General features: G+C 61.2%; 16 protein-coding genes. 7 read left to right on the top strand and 9 right to left on the bottom strand.

The genetic code is table 11. The features are described 5' to 3' along the window. Positions 1–98: 98 nt before the first annotated feature. Genes AWB69_RS24460 through AWB69_RS24450 form a run of 3 tightly spaced genes read right to left on the bottom strand, consistent with a single transcriptional unit; the run spans position 99 to position 2,670 of the window. A complete protein-coding gene (locus AWB69_RS24460) occupies positions 99–425 on the bottom strand; it encodes a putative signal transducing protein (protein ID WP_062089400.1) in 327 nt (108 codons plus the stop codon). A gap of 53 nt (positions 426–478) precedes the next feature. Beyond that, on the bottom strand, positions 479–1,405 hold the full coding sequence (gene rsgA / locus AWB69_RS24455; RefSeq protein WP_062089399.1) for a ribosome small subunit-dependent GTPase A: 927 nt from the start codon (positions 1,403–1,405) through the stop codon (positions 479–481). Continuing rightward, positions 1,402–2,670 (bottom strand): M48 family metallopeptidase, encoded by a 1,269-nt coding sequence (locus AWB69_RS24450; protein ID WP_062089398.1) that lies wholly within the window; start codon positions 2,668–2,670, stop codon positions 1,402–1,404. The genes rsgA and AWB69_RS24450 overlap by 4 nt, the downstream gene beginning before the upstream one ends. Before the next feature lie 123 nt (positions 2,671–2,793). On the opposite strand from AWB69_RS24450, the gene orn reads away from it, so the two are divergent. Then, entirely contained in the window at positions 2,794–3,432 is a 639-nt protein-coding gene (orn, locus tag AWB69_RS24445) for an oligoribonuclease (RefSeq protein WP_062089397.1), read from the top strand. A 12-nt stretch (positions 3,433–3,444) separates the two neighbouring features. Here orn and mog read toward each other — a convergent pair whose 3' ends face one another. Continuing rightward, positions 3,445–4,065 carry a molybdopterin adenylyltransferase gene (gene mog / locus AWB69_RS24440; RefSeq protein ID WP_075643979.1) on the bottom strand — a complete coding sequence of 207 codons (621 nt, stop codon included), beginning with the start codon at positions 4,063–4,065 and terminating at the stop codon, positions 3,445–3,447. Then, on the bottom strand, positions 4,049–4,693 hold the full coding sequence (gene yjgA / locus AWB69_RS24435) for a ribosome biogenesis factor YjgA (RefSeq protein WP_062089396.1): 645 nt from the start codon (positions 4,691–4,693) through the stop codon (positions 4,049–4,051). The genes mog and yjgA overlap by 17 nt, the downstream gene beginning before the upstream one ends. A 250-nt stretch (positions 4,694–4,943) precedes the next feature. Here yjgA and pmbA point away from each other — a divergent pair, with 250 nt between their 5' ends. Further along, positions 4,944–6,314, top strand: a complete 1,371-nt coding sequence (gene pmbA, locus AWB69_RS24430; protein ID WP_062089395.1) for a metalloprotease PmbA — start codon at positions 4,944–4,946, stop codon at positions 6,312–6,314. A gap of 118 nt (positions 6,315–6,432) precedes the next feature. Here pmbA and AWB69_RS24425 read toward each other — a convergent pair whose 3' ends face one another. The 3 genes from AWB69_RS24425 to AWB69_RS47930 form a co-directional block, all read right to left on the bottom strand. Beyond that, complete coding sequence (locus AWB69_RS24425; RefSeq protein ID WP_062089394.1) at positions 6,433–6,933, bottom strand: dihydrofolate reductase; 501 nt, start codon at positions 6,931–6,933, stop codon at positions 6,433–6,435. Positions 6,934–7,030: 97 nt separating this feature from the next. Next, a complete protein-coding gene (locus tag AWB69_RS24420; protein WP_407923057.1) occupies positions 7,031–8,668 on the bottom strand; it encodes a sigma-54 dependent transcriptional regulator in 1,638 nt (545 codons plus the stop codon). 190 nt (positions 8,669–8,858) lie between these two features. Continuing rightward, complete coding sequence (locus AWB69_RS47930; protein ID WP_156528955.1) at positions 8,859–9,095, bottom strand: hypothetical protein; 237 nt, start codon at positions 9,093–9,095, stop codon at positions 8,859–8,861. A 16-nt stretch (positions 9,096–9,111) separates the two neighbouring features. On the opposite strand from AWB69_RS47930, the gene AWB69_RS47925 reads away from it, so the two are divergent. From AWB69_RS47925 to AWB69_RS24400, 3 genes are all read left to right on the top strand, one after another. Beyond that, positions 9,112–9,576, top strand: coding sequence for a hypothetical protein (locus AWB69_RS47925; RefSeq protein WP_156528954.1), 465 nt, complete (start codon positions 9,112–9,114; stop codon positions 9,574–9,576). Positions 9,577–9,897: 321 nt separating this feature from the next. Next, on the top strand, positions 9,898–11,274 hold the full coding sequence (locus AWB69_RS24405; RefSeq protein WP_047844820.1) for a sigma-54 dependent transcriptional regulator: 1,377 nt from the start codon (positions 9,898–9,900) through the stop codon (positions 11,272–11,274). 326 nt (positions 11,275–11,600) lie between these two features. After that, the gene (locus tag AWB69_RS24400; protein WP_062089391.1) at positions 11,601–12,434 is read left to right on the top strand and encodes a thymidylate synthase; all 834 of its coding nucleotides are present in this window, start codon (positions 11,601–11,603) and stop codon (positions 12,432–12,434) included. 82 nt (positions 12,435–12,516) lie between these two features. Here AWB69_RS24400 and AWB69_RS24395 read toward each other — a convergent pair whose 3' ends face one another. Then, positions 12,517–13,284, bottom strand: a complete 768-nt coding sequence (locus AWB69_RS24395; RefSeq protein WP_062089390.1) for an ArsR/SmtB family transcription factor — start codon at positions 13,282–13,284, stop codon at positions 12,517–12,519. A gap of 173 nt (positions 13,285–13,457) precedes the next feature. Between AWB69_RS24395 and AWB69_RS48775 the strand changes: the two genes are divergently transcribed. Next, complete coding sequence (locus tag AWB69_RS48775; RefSeq protein WP_197500307.1) at positions 13,458–13,598, top strand: hypothetical protein; 141 nt, start codon at positions 13,458–13,460, stop codon at positions 13,596–13,598. A gap of 77 nt (positions 13,599–13,675) precedes the next feature. Beyond that, positions 13,676–14,227, top strand: coding sequence for an acyl-CoA thioesterase (locus AWB69_RS24390; RefSeq protein ID WP_062089389.1), 552 nt, complete (start codon positions 13,676–13,678; stop codon positions 14,225–14,227). Positions 14,228–14,284: the final 57 nt, after the last annotated feature.

Below are 14,284 nucleotides of genomic sequence, written 5' to 3'. Positions count from 1 at the left end.
CTTCGCTATCCAGTTCGAAGACCGGATGTCGCCGGGTTAAACCAAAACCCGTTTACACAAAATCCGGGACACCCCCGCCTCAAACGAGTCCTGCAGTCCTACTCGTCGTTCAACGGATCTCTTTCTGTTCCACATTGCCAGCACACGGTGAACTGCGCTTCCAGCGCTTCACCGCATTGCTGGCAGCGCCATCCCCGTGCATTGGTTGTCGGACCGCTCCTTGCGCGGTCCAGGATCCCTGCCGCCAACGCTTCGTCGCGGTCATCCAGTATCCATATCTCGGGCGCGCATTGCTCCGCCGGAATCTCTCCCATCGCGCCGCTCAAATAACGGTTGTGCAGCTCGCACGCTATCCCCGCCGTCACCAGCACATTCACCCAGTGATGCGCCGTAATCAGATTCGGAGCCCGCGTCAGTTTCTTCATTCCGTCGCAATCTGTTTTAGATGCCGCTGCCCGTGCTTAGCGGGTCATGGAAATCATCGAACAATCTGGCTGGCTTCATGAACCAGTTGCGCATACAACTGGTGCCGCGCCGGCCTGATCTTGCCTTCGGCCATGGCTTCGAGGATCGCGCAGCCCGGTTCATGCAGATGCCGGCAGTTGTAGAAGCGGCACTTGCCGAGGAACGGCCGGAAGTCCGCGAACGAACGCTCCAGTTGTCCCTCGGACAAGTGATGCAACCCAAACTCCTGGAACCCCGGTGAATCGATCAGTGATCCTCCGCCGGGCAGCGGATACAGCCGCGTGAACGTGGTCGTGTGCCGGCCACTGTTCAATGCCTTCGATATCTCCCGCGTCGCGACTTCGGCGTTCGGCACGAGGATGTTCACCAGCGTCGATTTACCCATGCCCGATTGCCCAAGCAGCAAGGTGGCGCGGTCGGCCAATCGCGCATCGAGTTCTTCATGTACGCGCTCGGGCGCCGCTTTCGCCGATAACTCCACCACGGTGTACCCAAGCTCCCGATACAGCGCCAGCCGCTTGCGGGCGACCGCGAGCGGTCCTTCCATATCGATCTTGTTGAGCACGATCAATGGCTCGAGACCATGTGCCTCGGCGGCGATCAGCGCGCGCCCGAGCAAGTCCTCGCTGAAATGCGGCTCGGTGCCGAGCACGATCATCAACTGGTCGAGATTGGCGGCGAAGAGCTTCGACTTGAACTGGTCTGACCGATAAAGAAGGTTGCGTCGCTCGCCAATCTCGACGATCACCCCTTGATCCGCCGATGACTGCTCGTAGCTCACCCGGTCGCCGACCGCAATCTCGCTGCGTTTTCCACGCGGGAAGCATTGGAGCATCGCACTGCCGTCGGCGGGAGCGACCAGATAATGCCGTCCGTGTGCGGCAATGACCTTTCCTTCGATGCGCGCGTTCGTCGCTTTCTTCGCGTCGCGCGGCCTCATGCGGCGTACTGCATCAAGCGCTCGATGCGCTGCGATGCAGGCGGATGCGATGCATAAAACGCGGAGTAGAGCGGATCGGGCGTGAGGGTGGACGCATTGTCCTCGTACAGCTTCACCAGCGCGTTGACGAGGTCGCGCGGATCGGTCTGGCTCGCGGCGAACGCATCGGCTTCGAATTCATGCTTGCGCGAGCTCAGGCTTCCCAGCGGTGTCACGAAGAACATGAAGACCGGTAATGCCAGCATGAACAGCACGAGCGCCAGGCCGTTGTTGTTGCCCAGCAGCGACGGCCGCACTCCCAGCCCTTCGTAGAACCATATGCATTGCGTCAGCCAGCCGAGCAGCGCCAGCATCACGAGGCTGAGCACGAACGTGACGATCAGGCGCTTGATCACGTGGCGCCGCTTGAAATGACCGAGCTCGTGTGCGAGCACCGCTTCGATCTCGTTGCCGGAAAGCCGGGCGAGCAGGGTATCGAAGAAAACGATTCGCTTTGCCGCGCCGAAACCCGTGAAATACGCGTTGCCGTGCGCTGAACGGCGGCTGCCGTCCATGACGAACAAACCCTTCGCGGCGAACCCTGTACGCGACATCAGGTTCTCGATGCGCGCCCGCAACGCTTCATCTTTCAGCGGCTCGAACTTGTTGAACAGCGGCGCAATAAACGTGGGGTACAGGATCAGCACGAGCATCTGGAACGCGACCAGCAGCACCCACGCCCACAGCCACCACAATGCGCCGGCCTGGTTCATCAGCCACAGCGTCACGAACAGCACCGGCAAGCCGATTGCCGCGCCCAGCACGATCCCTTTCACCAGATCGAGGAAAAAGAGCTTTTTCGTCATCCGGTTGAAGCCGAATTTCTCTTCGATCACAAAGTGCCGGATGTAGTCGAACGGCAGGTCCACCACGCCGGTGATCGCCACCACGATGGCGACCAGCGCCATTTGGCCCACATAACCGCGGCCGAGCCAGCCGGAGACGGCGAGCTCGATCTGCTGGATACCGCCAAGCAGCGTCAGCGCGACCAGCAGCGCTGCGCTGATCACGACCTCGACCATGGTCAGGCGTGTGCGCTCGACGGTGTAGTCGGCGGCGCGCTGGTGAGCGGCTAGCGGAATGGTCTGCAGGAACTGCACCGGCACATCCTTGCGATGCGCGGCGACGTGCCGGATCTGGCGCGACGCCAGCCACAGCTTGGTGCCGACCATGCCGATCAGCGCTACGACGAACACGACCGAGAAGGCGAGATTGAAATTGGACATCAGCGGGAATCCGATTGAATTATGCGAGAATTATAGGTTCTTGGCCGTCGCTGCGCGCGGTCTGTGTTGGTTATCCAAAACCGCGCCTGGCAAGGCGTCAAACCCCTCTCAGGTTGCCCTCATATGGCCGATTCCGTGCTCGATCCCGCTCCTTCCCCAAGCTCCGCCGACCTCGTGCGCAGCGACATGAACCTCGTGTGGCTGGACATGGAGATGACGGGTCTCGAACCCGATACCGACCGCATTATCGAAATTGCGGTGGTGGTGACGAATTCGACGCTCGACAAACTGGTGGAAGGGCCGGTTCTGGCGATTCACCAGGACGAAACGGCGCTGGGCAAGATGGATGAGTGGAACCGCAACACACACGGACGCTCGGGGCTGACGGAGCGCGTGCGGGCGTCGACGGTGGATGAGGCGGAAGCCACGCGGCAAATCCGCGAATTCCTGGGCCAGTATGTCCCGCCAGGCAAGTCGCCCATGTGCGGCAATTCCATCTGTCAGGACCGGCGTTTCATGGCCCGGTGGATGCCCGAACTGGAAACGTTTTTCCACTATCGCAACCTCGACGTCAGCACGCTCAAGGAATTGTGCCGCCGCTGGCAGCCGGCCATCTACAAGGGTTTTCAGAAGCGCGCGATGCACACGGCGCTCGCCGATATCCACGAATCCATCGACGAACTCAAGTACTACCGCGAGCATTTCCTGATCCCGTCGGCAGCGGGTAATGCGACCACGGACACCTCGGCCACGCCGGTTTAAGCGTGTAGCCGGTCAGGGTTTTGGCGGCCGGATCGCGTTTTTCGGCCTGAACGCCGCTACCACCTCGGGCCGCGTTTCGATGTACGGGCCGCCGATCAGGTCGATGCAATAAGGCACCGCTGCAAAAATGCCCGGCACGCCGGATTTGCCGTCCGCGTCGCGTAATCCTTCCAGCGTTTCACGGATCGATTTTGGCTGTCCGGGTAAATTCACGATCAGCGCCGCATGATCCGGCGTCTCGCGAATCACCGCCACCTGCCGCGACAAAATGGCTGTCGGCACGAAATTCAGGCTGATCTGGCGCATCTGTTCGCCGAAGCCGGGCATGGGCTTCGTGGCGACGGCGAGCGTGGCTTCCGGGGTCACGTCGCGGCGCGATGGACCCGTGCCGCCGGTGGTCAGGATCAGGTCACAACCGGTTTTGTCCACTAGTTCGATCAGCGTGGCCGAGATGGTTGCCGCGTCGTCCTGGATCAGCCGGGTTTCCGCGCGCCAGGGCGAAGTCAGCGCGCCGGTGAGCCACTCCTGCAGCGATGGAATGCCCTTGTCCTCGTACACGCCCTGCGAAGCCCGGTCGCTGACCGACACCAGGCCGATCACCAATTCGTCGGGATGATTACGGTTTGTAGCCATCGTCGTCGTCTCGTTCCGGGAATTCGACGCCTTCTTCTTCGGCTTCGTCCAGACTCTCGTCTTCCTCGTCTTCCACGCCCGCCGCAGTCTTGATCCATTGGAACAGCTCGCGGAAATAGCGTGGCGGTTTGGCCTGTTCGCGTTCCTTGCGGGCGTTGCGGATCAGCGTGCGGCCTTCCTGCGGGTCGACACCCGGATGCTGGCGGATGAACTCGGTGAGGGCGGCGTCGTCGGCGAGAAGCTTTTCGCGGGTGCGTTCGATCCAGTGCAGCTTGGCCGTTTCCGCCCGGTTCACGCCGCGATACGTATCCAGCGCGGTACGCAGCGCCGCCGTTTCCTCGTCGGTCAGCGAGCGCATGACACGCCCGACATACTGCAGTTGCCGGCGTTTGCCTTCGTGGTCGGTAATGCGGCGGGCGTCGCGGACGGCGTCGTCCAGCTTTTCCGGCATGGGCATGCGCTTGAGGGCGTCTTTCGGCAGCTCGATCAGCGTTACGCCCAGTACTTGCAGCGCGAGCATGTCTCGCTTGAGCTGGGATTTGCTGGGGCGGTCGTAGCCGTGCTCGCTGCCGTCCTGTTCGGAGGCCTCGGCCGGGTTTATCGGTTGCGTGCGGGTTTTACGGTTCATCCCGGTATTGTAACTTGGCAGGGGGTGGTCGTTTCAGCGGCGGTTTCAGCATGAGTGGCAGGCGTCCAGCGATGCGGGGGAACACCCCCATCGAAACCAAACCCCCGCTGGACTTGCTATGATCGTGCGATGGTCGGAAATCGGTCACACAGCCGCACTCAAGCGCACAGCGGACGGCGAACCCGCCCCGTCAGCACGACCGACAACGTGAACACGCTCGACACATCGAGCACCCACAGGCAGACATAAAATGGCAGCAGACATGGACGTCAGGCAACGCTTTTTCCCGCACACCCAGGACGAGCTGAAGGAAATCGCGTCCGACATCCTGCGGCACGCAAAGGAACTCGGCGCAACGGACTCCGCCACCGAGATCTCCGAAGGCGATGGCCTCTCGGTCAGCGTGCGGCGCGGCGAAGTCGAAACCATCGAGCACAATCGCGACAAGATGGTCGGCGTGACGGTATTTATCGGCAAGAAGCGCGGTAATGCCAGCACCTCGGACTTCACGCGCGCAGCGCTGAAAGACACGGTCGCCGCAGCGTACAACATCGCGCGTTTCACGGCCGAAGACAGCGCCGCGGGTCTTGCCGAAGAAGACCTGCTGGAAAAAGCGCCGCAAGATCTCGATCTCTACCACCCGTGGGATATCGACGCTGAAGAAGCCGCCGATCTCGCCCGCCGTGCGGAAGATGCCGCCTTCGGCGTCGATAAACGCATCCAGAACTCCGAAGGCGCGAGCGTCTCGGCGCAGCACTCGCAGTTCGTGCTGGCCACGTCGCGCGGGTTCATGGGGGGGTATCCGTTCTCGCGTCATTACGTGGCGTGTGCGCCTATCGCGGGTTCCGGCCGCGACATGCAGCGCGACGACTGGTACACATCGAAGCGCAACGCCGCCGATCTCGCCGAGCCGGAAGCAATCGGCCGGTACGCGGCGCATCGCGCGCTCGCACGCATGGGCGCACGCGGGCTGGACACACGCAAATGCCGCGTGATGTTCGAAGCGCCGCTCGCGGCCGGCATCCTGGGTGCCTTCGTGCAGGCGGTCAGCGGCGGTGCGCTGTATAGGAAGACCACGTTCCTCGTCGACAGCCTCGGCAAACCGGTGTTCGCACCGCACATCCAGGTGCTCGAGGACCCGCACGTGAAGGGCGGCATGGGCAGCGCGCCTTTCGACGAAGAGGGCGTGCGCACGCAACGCCGCAACGTTGTGGAAGACGGCGTGGTGCAGGGCTATTTCCTGTCGACGTATTCGGCTCGCAAGCTCGGCATGAAGACAACGGGCAATGCAGGCGGTTCGCATAACCTGTCGCTGCGCAGCTCGCTGACAAAACCGGGCGATGACTTCGAGGAAATGCTCAAGAAGCTGGGCACGGGCCTGCTGCTGACGGAACTGATGGGGCAGGGCGTGAACTACGTGACGGGCGACTATTCGCGGGGCGCATCCGGTTTCTGGGTGGAGAACGGCAAGATCCAGTATCCGGTTGAAGAGATCACGGTCGCCAGCACGCTGCAGGAGATGTTCCGGCACATTGAGGCCATCGGCGCGGATACGGTCGTGCGCGGCAACAAGGAAATCGGCTCCGTGCTGATCGAGAAGATGACGATCGCGGGGCAGTAAGCGAGTTCGAGCAAGAGAAAAGCCCGGAACGGTGTTGACCGTTCCGGGCTTTTTCTATGGAAAACCGCGATGAGCGATGGACTAACCTGCCAGCCGATCGATCGCCCGGAATCCGAAGCTAAGCCGTGCGCCGCTCATACACCACAAACGAATAGTCGAAATCGTTCGGTGCGGCCGCGTGATGCGTCTCCCGTGAGATCTCCTTCCAGACGGCTGCATCGGGTGCATCTATGGAGATATTGCCGGGAAAATCAGCATCGATCTCGGTCAGGATCAGCTTGTGCGCGAGCGGCCACCCTTCGCGAAACAACTCCGCGCCACCGATCAGGAATACTTCGCCGGCGTTGTCGCGTGCGGCAAGTTCCAATGCGTCGGCAAGCCGGGTCACCGTATCGCAACCGTCGAAGCGCCGCCCGGCGTCACGCGAGACTACTATATTGCGCCGTCCCGGCAACACCCGTCCGATGGACTCGTGCGTCTTGCGGCCCATCACGATAGGCGCGCCCATTGTCGTGCGTTTGAAGAACGCGAGGTCTTCGGGCAAGCGCCAGGGCAATTCGTTGTTGCGCCCGATCACGCCGTTACGCGCGCGGGCGACGATCAGGGTCAGCGTCGTCATGGTGTGGATGTCCGTGTCCGGCTTCGAGATAAATCAAGCCGCAGATTCTACCCGACGCCCGCTGCCCGACCCTCGCCGCGTGCCTGCCCGCGCTTTCTCATCCCGGGTCCGCGCCGTTCACCATCGCTGCGCCGCGCAACCCATGCGCGACCATCAGCCTGTACAACGTCACCCGCGAAATCCCCAATTCCGCCGCTGCCTCGCTGAGCTTGTGCCGGTGCCGCAGCAACGACAGCTCGATCGCGCGCTTCTCGGCGGCGTCGCGGGCAGCCGCCAGCGTGGTCGACTCGATGCCGGTGCAGTGGCCGAGCCCGAGGTCGTCGGCGGTGATCAGCTTGTTCTCCGCCATCACGATCGCACGCCGCACGCGGTTGATCATCTCGCGCACGTTGCCGGTCCAGGCGTAGCTGTACATGGCTTCTATCGCCGACGGTGCGAAGCCGATGATCTTGCGCCTGCCGTCGCTCCTGAACTTGTGCAGCACGTGCAGCGCGAGAATTTCGATGTCCTTGCCGCGCGCCCGCAGCGGCGGTTCGTCCACACGCAGCACGCACAGCCGATGAAACAGATCGGTACGAAACCGGCCATCGGCCATGGCGGCTTCCAGATCGATGTGGGTCGCGGAAATGATGCGCACATCGACGGCGATGGGGTCGTGGCCGCCCAGGCGGTCGATCTTGCGTTCCTGCAGGAAACGCAGCAAATGCACCTGGCTGTCGAGCGGCAGGTCACCGATTTCATCGAGGAACAGGGTGCCGCCATCGGCTTCTTCCACCCGGCCGATCTTGCGCTGGTTCGCACCCGTGAACGCACCGCGCTCATAGCCGAACAGCTCCGACTGAATCAGGTGATTGCCGATCGCGCCGCAATTGATCGCAACGAACGGGCCTTTGCGGCGCGGCGAGCGCTCGTGGATAGCCACGGCCGTCAATTCCTTGCCGGTCCCGGATTCGCCGGTGATAAACACGTTGGCGTCGGTGTTCGCGACCTTGCGGATGGTGCGAAAGAGCTGCTGCATGGCCTCGCAGGTGCCGACCATCTGCTCGTCGCCGAACACGGTCGGGGTATCGGCCAGGTCGATGTCGCCAAGGCTCACCATGCCGTACGCATGATCGACAAGGTAAGCGATGGTCGCGTTCGAGAACGGGCCATTCACGAAGTCGAAGCAGAAGTGCCGGATCAAGTGGCAGACGACCGGGTCTGCGAGGTGGTTGTCGTCGGTGAGGGCAATCCAGCCGGCTCGCTGATGACGCAGCGCGGGCTCGAGCGCGGCCAGTTCGCGCGCCGAAAAGCTGGCCATGTCGACAATACCGGCTAGCGGCGCATCGGTTTTCAGCGCGCTGGCCTGGGTGGCGAGCGTACCCGCCGATACCTTCCAGCCGACGTTCTTCAAATACGAGACCAGCGTCTCATTCGGCGCCTGGGCGATGTAGAGCAGATTACGGACAGCAGACACCGCATGGGGCGTCGGGAAGATTGGAGGGCTCGGGGGAACCGGTGCGATGGAGACGCCTATGGGCAGGATCTCCATGGGCGCCATTGAGGCCAGCGTGTTTTTACCCGATACAGGCGCAGAGACGGGGGCGGATTCGAGCACGAGCGACCTCCTTTTGCAACGGGCGCAAACGGTGTCCTCGCGGGCACGCGGGTGCGATGCGCTGTCGATCCTATGTGGCCGTGGAGCGGGACGCTGCGTAAAGCCCGTAGACTCGTTCCTCGCCTGATTGCGCGGCATGCTCTCGTGCCGCGTAGTGACGTGGTCTCGGTACTCGCTGAGCAATACGGTCAGTGTCCTACTGTCCGGCGTGTCGTTCAAATCCTGTTATTTGGGTTGTTGCGTAGCTGCATCGAGTATCTTGCGATCGTTCTCAAGACAACCTGTTTTGCAATAACTTGCAAATCTGCTGTTCCTTCCTGTTCCTCTGTTACTGCGCCCGCTGCGTGCCCGTGCTCGCAACGTCGCCCGGCGAGGAGCGCGTGGCGCTATCGGCGGGAACGGGCGCCGGTGGCGCGATCTCATCCCAAAGTGTGACACTGGTCGCGTGCGTGGGGAGCGGCGAGGTTTCCCTCGTCGCCGTCACTTTTTCGACCGAGGCGCCGCCCTGGACTGCAAGCGGCGCCGAGGCAATGGGTTGAATCGATGCCGGCTGTCCTCGTTCCATTACAGGATCAACAATAATGCTCCCGTTCGATGCTGCTTCGCCAGCGTCGGAGCTTCCAATATTTCTTTCCATAAAAATGGCTGGCGGATTTGTCGGGGTAGCAAATGTTTCATATCCGGACACGACTGACCGAGACATGGGCTGGATCATCCGGTCTTCGTTTGCGCTATTTTGCGCGCAAACGTTAGCGGCTGAGCTGCCCAGTACAAACCACGCGGCACTAATGACAGCAACCTTAATGTTTGCTGCAGTATTTTCCCGAATCACGACACAGCCGGTGCTTTCCATGGCGGTCTCCCTGATTGTTTATCATTTAGCGAAACATATGCCATGGCACGCATTTCGTTGCTGCCATTGGGCAAGCGGCAAGCTAGCTGAAAAACTGAATCAGAAAGAAGAAAAAAATGTTTCATTGCTGAAACGACACGCGGTTAACGGCCATTTTTATCAGAAATTGCGTAAATGTTATTGTCTTATTTAAACTATTTGCAAACTGCTTATTAAAACGCGGCTTTGTTGTTGAAACGCACAGTGGCCATGCTTCAGGAGGGGTTCGAGGACATTGTTGCGGATATTTGTTTTCGAAGTATTCGCTTTATAGTAGTCTCTCAAAAACAGCATCTGAAACAAAACAGGTTCGCATAGAACCGCGCGACAGTACTCGTCGCTTCCGGGGTTTCACCGTTGCAGTTTCCCGAATGACCGTTCGCTTGGGGCACGCGAGTCTTCGACGTCTGCAGCGTGGTTGAGGGCAATAACCGGCGCGACCTTTTCAACGACCGTTGACGAAAGGATCAGAACAATGGAAGTCGCTCGGCGGCAACTAATCTACGTGACTCGTGACCCGAGCGCCCCTTTGTGCGCCCGGTTCGAGGAGAGGGGCTGGCACATAGAGGTGGTATCGAACGCGAAGGACGCCCGCCGGTGGCTTCGCAATGATCTGGCAACGGGTGGCTTGCTGGATCTGTCGAGCAGCTTTGAAGCACACGAACTTGCGGCGCTCGAAGCGTCGCTTACGCTGACCAATGTCGGCTGGGTCGCTGCAACCGTCACGGGCCAGCTTGAAGACGCAGCCGTGCGCCGGCTGATTCGCGACTACTGCTTCGACTACGTCACCTTACCCACATCGAATGATCGTGTTGTAGATGCAGTCGGCCATGCGTATGGAATGGTGGCGCTGCACGAGAACGCATCGAACGATGCGCGCGATGGCCGCGCTGAAGGCGAGATGGTCGGTTCGTGCGACGCCATGCTCGCGTTGTTCCGCTCCATCCGCAAGGTCGCCATGACCGACGCACCCGTGTTTATCTCGGGTGAATCGGGCACGGGTAAGGAACTCACGGCGGTCGCCATTCACGAACGTTCGGCACGGCGTGACCAGCCGTTCGTCGCTATCAATTGCGGCGCGATTCCCGCGCACCTGTTGCAATCGGAACTGTTCGGTTATGAGCGCGGTGCGTTTACCGGCGCGAATCAACGCAAGATCGGCCGGGTGGAGGCAGCTAACGGCGGCACCCTGTTCCTCGATGAAATCGGCGACTTGCCGCTCGAAAGCCAGGCAAGCCTGTTGCGTTTCCTGCAGGAACGCAAGGTTGAACGGCTTGGCGGACATGGGTCAACGCCGGTGGACGTGCGCATCATTTCGGCCACTCACGTGGATATGCAGACGGCCATGATCGAAGGGCGGTTCCGTGCCGACCTGTATCACCGTCTGTGCGTGCTGCAGATCGATGAACCGCCGCTGCGGGCACGCGGCAAGGACATCGAATTGCTCGCCAAGCACATGCTCGACCGCTTCAAGAAGGACGCGAGCCGGCGTCTGCGCGGTTTCGCGCCCGATGCGATTGCCGCTATCCACAACTATGGCTGGCCGGGCAATGTGCGCGAGCTGATCAATCGCGTGCGCCGCGCTATCGTGATGTCGGAAGGGCGGCAGATCAGTGCGCGTGACCTGGAACTCGGCGAGTACGTCGAGGTTGCCCCGGTGTCGCTTGCGCAGGCGCGGGAGGCTGCTGAACGGCAGGCTATCGAACTCGCTTTGCTGCGCCATCGCGGGCGGCTCGGCGACGCCGCGCAGGAACTCGGCATTTCGCGGGTCACGCTGTACCGCCTGCTGAGCGCGCACGGCATGCGCCACATTGAAGTGGATGCACCGACGGAACACGTGACGCGCGGCTAAACCAGCCGTGCGCCGTCTGGTCGTCCTCGAGCGTGCATCCTCCGGAGAGCGGAGGCCGCGCGCCTTACTCTCCGTGCCCGGCGTTCGTCAGAACGGCCGCTGATCGTACGCACGTACTCTCCTTGAAACTGCCTCCCGACACTCGCCCGCCTGCGCTTGGTAAAATCCTGGTTTGGTTTTTATCGGCGACGGCGGGTTTCGCTTTTCAACGCGGTATCCGGCGTAACAGAACCGGACGCTGCGGGCGCGGCCAATGACTGGCCCGATCGCCGCCGAATCTTCTGCCAAAATAGCGATACGCCACCTCTTTACGAACGACCCTTCCCATGATCCAGTACCAAGAACTGCTCAAAGACATTCTCGAACGCGGCGCCCGCAAGATGGACCGGACCGGTACGGGGACCATCAGCACGTTTGGCCGTCAATTGCGTTTCGATCTGGCAGAGGGTTTTCCGATCGTGACGACCAAGCGCATCCACATGAAGAGCGTGGTGTATGAGCTGCTGTGGTTCCTGGACGGCGATACGAACATCAAGTACCTGAACGACAACGGCGTGACCATCTGGGACGAATGGGCCGATGAAAACGGCAACCTCGGCCCGGTATACGGACATCAATGGCGCTTCTGGCCAAAGAGCGATGGCACGGTGGTCGATCAGGTGAGCGCACTCGTGCATCAGATCAAGACGCGGCCTAACTCACGGCGGTTGATGCTGACCGCCTTGAACGTTGCCGATTTCCCGGACGAGTCTATGTCGCCGGCCGACAATGCGCGTGCCGGAAAGATGGCGCTTGCACCATGCCATTGCCTCGCGCAGTTCTACGTGAACGAAGGCAAGCTGAGCTGCCTGCTGTATTGCCGCAGTCAGGACGTATTCCTGGGCACGCCGTTCAATATTGCGAGTTATGCGTTGTTCACGCACATGCTCGCTCAGCAATGCGATCTGGATGTGGGTGAGTTGGTCTGGACCGGCGGAGATTGCCATATCTACCTGAACCATCTGGAGCAAGTGGACCTGCAATTGAGCCGTGAGCCTCATCCATTGCCGAAGCTCAAGCTGGCGAGAAAACCCGAGTCGATCTTCGATTACCAATACGATGATTTCGTGATCGAAGGGTATCAATACCATCCGGGCATCAAGGCGCCGATCGCGGTATAGGCGCGTTGATTTCCGATTATTGAATCGGGGCTTGTATCGGAGTGCCGATCATTTAATCTCGTGGCCTTTGCAGGCCGCGATGTCACTCGCCGGCGAGAACGGTTTCAAAGTGACGCTGCCCGGACGGCGTCACGCGCAGGATCCGGCGTTTGGACGTCGTCTCGATCCATCCGTGCTCCGTGCAGGCATCGAGAAATGCCGCGCCCAGCGCGCCGCCAAGATGTGGCCGGCGTTCGCTCCAGTCTATGCACGTACATGCAAAGCGCCGGCGCCGCGCTTTCTGCGCCTTGAGATCGATACCGAGGCGCGTGAATTCATCGAATCCTCTTGATGTTGCGTCCAGCGTGGCTGGACCAGGCCGCTGTGTTTCCGACGGTGCACCCGGTATGACTTCCAGCCACTTCGACCTCAACATGCGATCGAACAGCCGTACGGCAAGTTCTCCCGCGAGATGGTCGTAGCAGGTCCGGGCGTAACGCATCTCGAGCGGTACAGCCGAGGCGCGCCGAGGGGCTTCCTGGTGTGCCTCTGCCTGTTCCCTCAGCGGAGCGCTGGCTTGTGCGAGATTCGCGAGCGCTTCGATCGCCATCGCGATGTCGGCTGTTGCAATGCGGTAATACCGATGCCGTCCGCTGACCTCGAGCTTGAGCAACCCGCTTTCTACAAGCCGGGCGAAATGCCCGCTCGCCGCAGACGGCGAGATGCCCGCGATCATGGTGAGTTCGCCGGCGGGCCGGGCGGTGCCGTCCATCAGCGACCACAGCATGGCGGCGCGGCCGGGGTCGGCGAGCAGTGCGCCGATGCGCGACAGGCCGGGAAACGGGCGGGCGTCGTCGTGGTTGAGCGTCATGCCTGCCTCCTTGGTCGACTCTTCCTGGTAACTCTACTTTAGCGGGTTGGTGCACGCGATGTTTCATTGAAACGTGAAGTATCCGCGCAGCGCGGGCATGCGTGATGCGCGTGCGGGAAGCCGCGCGCTAGAATGGTGATTCGCCTGAAAAGATGGTCGTATCAAGGATCCTCATGTTGAAACTCATGATGTTGACGCTGCTTGTGGCGGTGTGTGCGGGTTGCGCGGGAACGTCGGGGCCATCGTCGTCTGCCGGGTCGAGCGGCATCACGATGTACGGCGTGATCGACGAAGGCGTGTCCGTGCGCAAGTAGGCCTGCGGGCGGCTTTTGTGCCTTTTTGTGCTCGTATAATTCGGCAACTCTAATCGCGGGGTTCGCCCCACTTCGTCATGACAACTTCAGCCGCACCGAGCGCAGCACCTGCTGTCGAATCCCTCAATACCGCCGGCGCCGTCAAGCCGGAGCGCTCCGAAACCACCTTCCGTTTTCTCGCCGAGCCGACTTCCGTCAATTTCGGCGGCAAGGTCCATGGCGGCGCATTGATGAAGTGGATAGACGAAACCGCGTATGCGTGCGCGGCCGTGTGGTCCGGCCGGTATTGCGTGACCGTGAGCGTCGGCAACATCCGCTTTCGCCGGCCGATCATGGTGGGTTATCTGGTGGAGTTACGCGCGCGCGTGGTGGCAACAGGGCGCACGAGTATGCACTTGCATATATCGGTCCATGCGGGCGACCCGAAAAGCGGAGAGCTGCAGCAGACGACGGATTGCCTGATGGTGTTTGTCGCCGTCGATGAACAGGGGAAACCGGTGCCGGTGCCGTCGTTCCAGCCCGTGACGGATGAGCAGAAGCGGCTCGCGAAATACGCAATGGATGTGAAGGACGCGCTTGACGCTATCGTGGAATTGAAGCCGGAAGAAGTGGCGGCTGGAAAGGTGTAAGGAAGACAGCCGGTGCAATGGGCCGAATGAGCCTCTTGCACCGGTGAGTGGCAAAGT

Origin of the sequence: Caballeronia udeis, from assembly GCF_001544555.2 — a bacterium.
Classification (GTDB): Bacteria; Pseudomonadota; Gammaproteobacteria; order Burkholderiales; family Burkholderiaceae; genus Caballeronia; species Caballeronia udeis.
This window is presented reverse-complemented; position numbering and strand designations above follow the sequence as displayed.

What these genes read in the sequence shown, in the direction of transcription:
- rsgA (WP_062089399.1), bottom strand. Translation starts at nt 1,405, where the DNA reads ATGAGGCCGCGCGACGCGAAGAAAGCGACGAACGCGCGCATCGAAGGA.
- AWB69_RS24395 (WP_062089390.1), bottom strand. Translation starts at nt 13,284, where the DNA reads ATGACGCTCAACCACGACGACGCCCGCCCGTTTCCCGGCCTGTCGCGC.
- AWB69_RS24400 (WP_062089391.1), top strand. Translation starts at nt 11,601, where the DNA reads ATGATCCAGTACCAAGAACTGCTCAAAGACATTCTCGAACGCGGCGCC.
- mog (WP_075643979.1), bottom strand. Translation starts at nt 4,065, where the DNA reads ATGGCTACAAACCGTAATCATCCCGACGAATTGGTGATCGGCCTGGTG.
- AWB69_RS48775 (WP_197500307.1), top strand. Translation starts at nt 13,458, where the DNA reads ATGTTGAAACTCATGATGTTGACGCTGCTTGTGGCGGTGTGTGCGGGT.
- AWB69_RS24450 (WP_062089398.1), bottom strand. Translation starts at nt 2,670, where the DNA reads ATGTCCAATTTCAATCTCGCCTTCTCGGTCGTGTTCGTCGTAGCGCTG.
- AWB69_RS24460 (WP_062089400.1), bottom strand. Translation starts at nt 425, where the DNA reads ATGAAGAAACTGACGCGGGCTCCGAATCTGATTACGGCGCATCACTGG.
- AWB69_RS24420 (WP_407923057.1), bottom strand. Translation starts at nt 8,668, where the DNA reads ATGCCGCGCAATCAGGCGAGGAACGAGTCTACGGGCTTTACGCAGCGT.
- orn (WP_062089397.1), top strand. Translation starts at nt 2,794, where the DNA reads ATGGCCGATTCCGTGCTCGATCCCGCTCCTTCCCCAAGCTCCGCCGAC.
- AWB69_RS24405 (WP_047844820.1), top strand. Translation starts at nt 9,898, where the DNA reads ATGGAAGTCGCTCGGCGGCAACTAATCTACGTGACTCGTGACCCGAGC.
- pmbA (WP_062089395.1), top strand. Translation starts at nt 4,944, where the DNA reads ATGGCAGCAGACATGGACGTCAGGCAACGCTTTTTCCCGCACACCCAG.
- yjgA (WP_062089396.1), bottom strand. Translation starts at nt 4,693, where the DNA reads ATGAACCGTAAAACCCGCACGCAACCGATAAACCCGGCCGAGGCCTCC.
- AWB69_RS24390 (WP_062089389.1), top strand. Translation starts at nt 13,676, where the DNA reads ATGACAACTTCAGCCGCACCGAGCGCAGCACCTGCTGTCGAATCCCTC.
- AWB69_RS24425 (WP_062089394.1), bottom strand. Translation starts at nt 6,933, where the DNA reads ATGACGACGCTGACCCTGATCGTCGCCCGCGCGCGTAACGGCGTGATC.
- AWB69_RS47930 (WP_156528955.1), bottom strand. Translation starts at nt 9,095, where the DNA reads ATGGAACGAGGACAGCCGGCATCGATTCAACCCATTGCCTCGGCGCCG.
- AWB69_RS47925 (WP_156528954.1), top strand. Translation starts at nt 9,112, where the DNA reads ATGCTCCCGTTCGATGCTGCTTCGCCAGCGTCGGAGCTTCCAATATTT.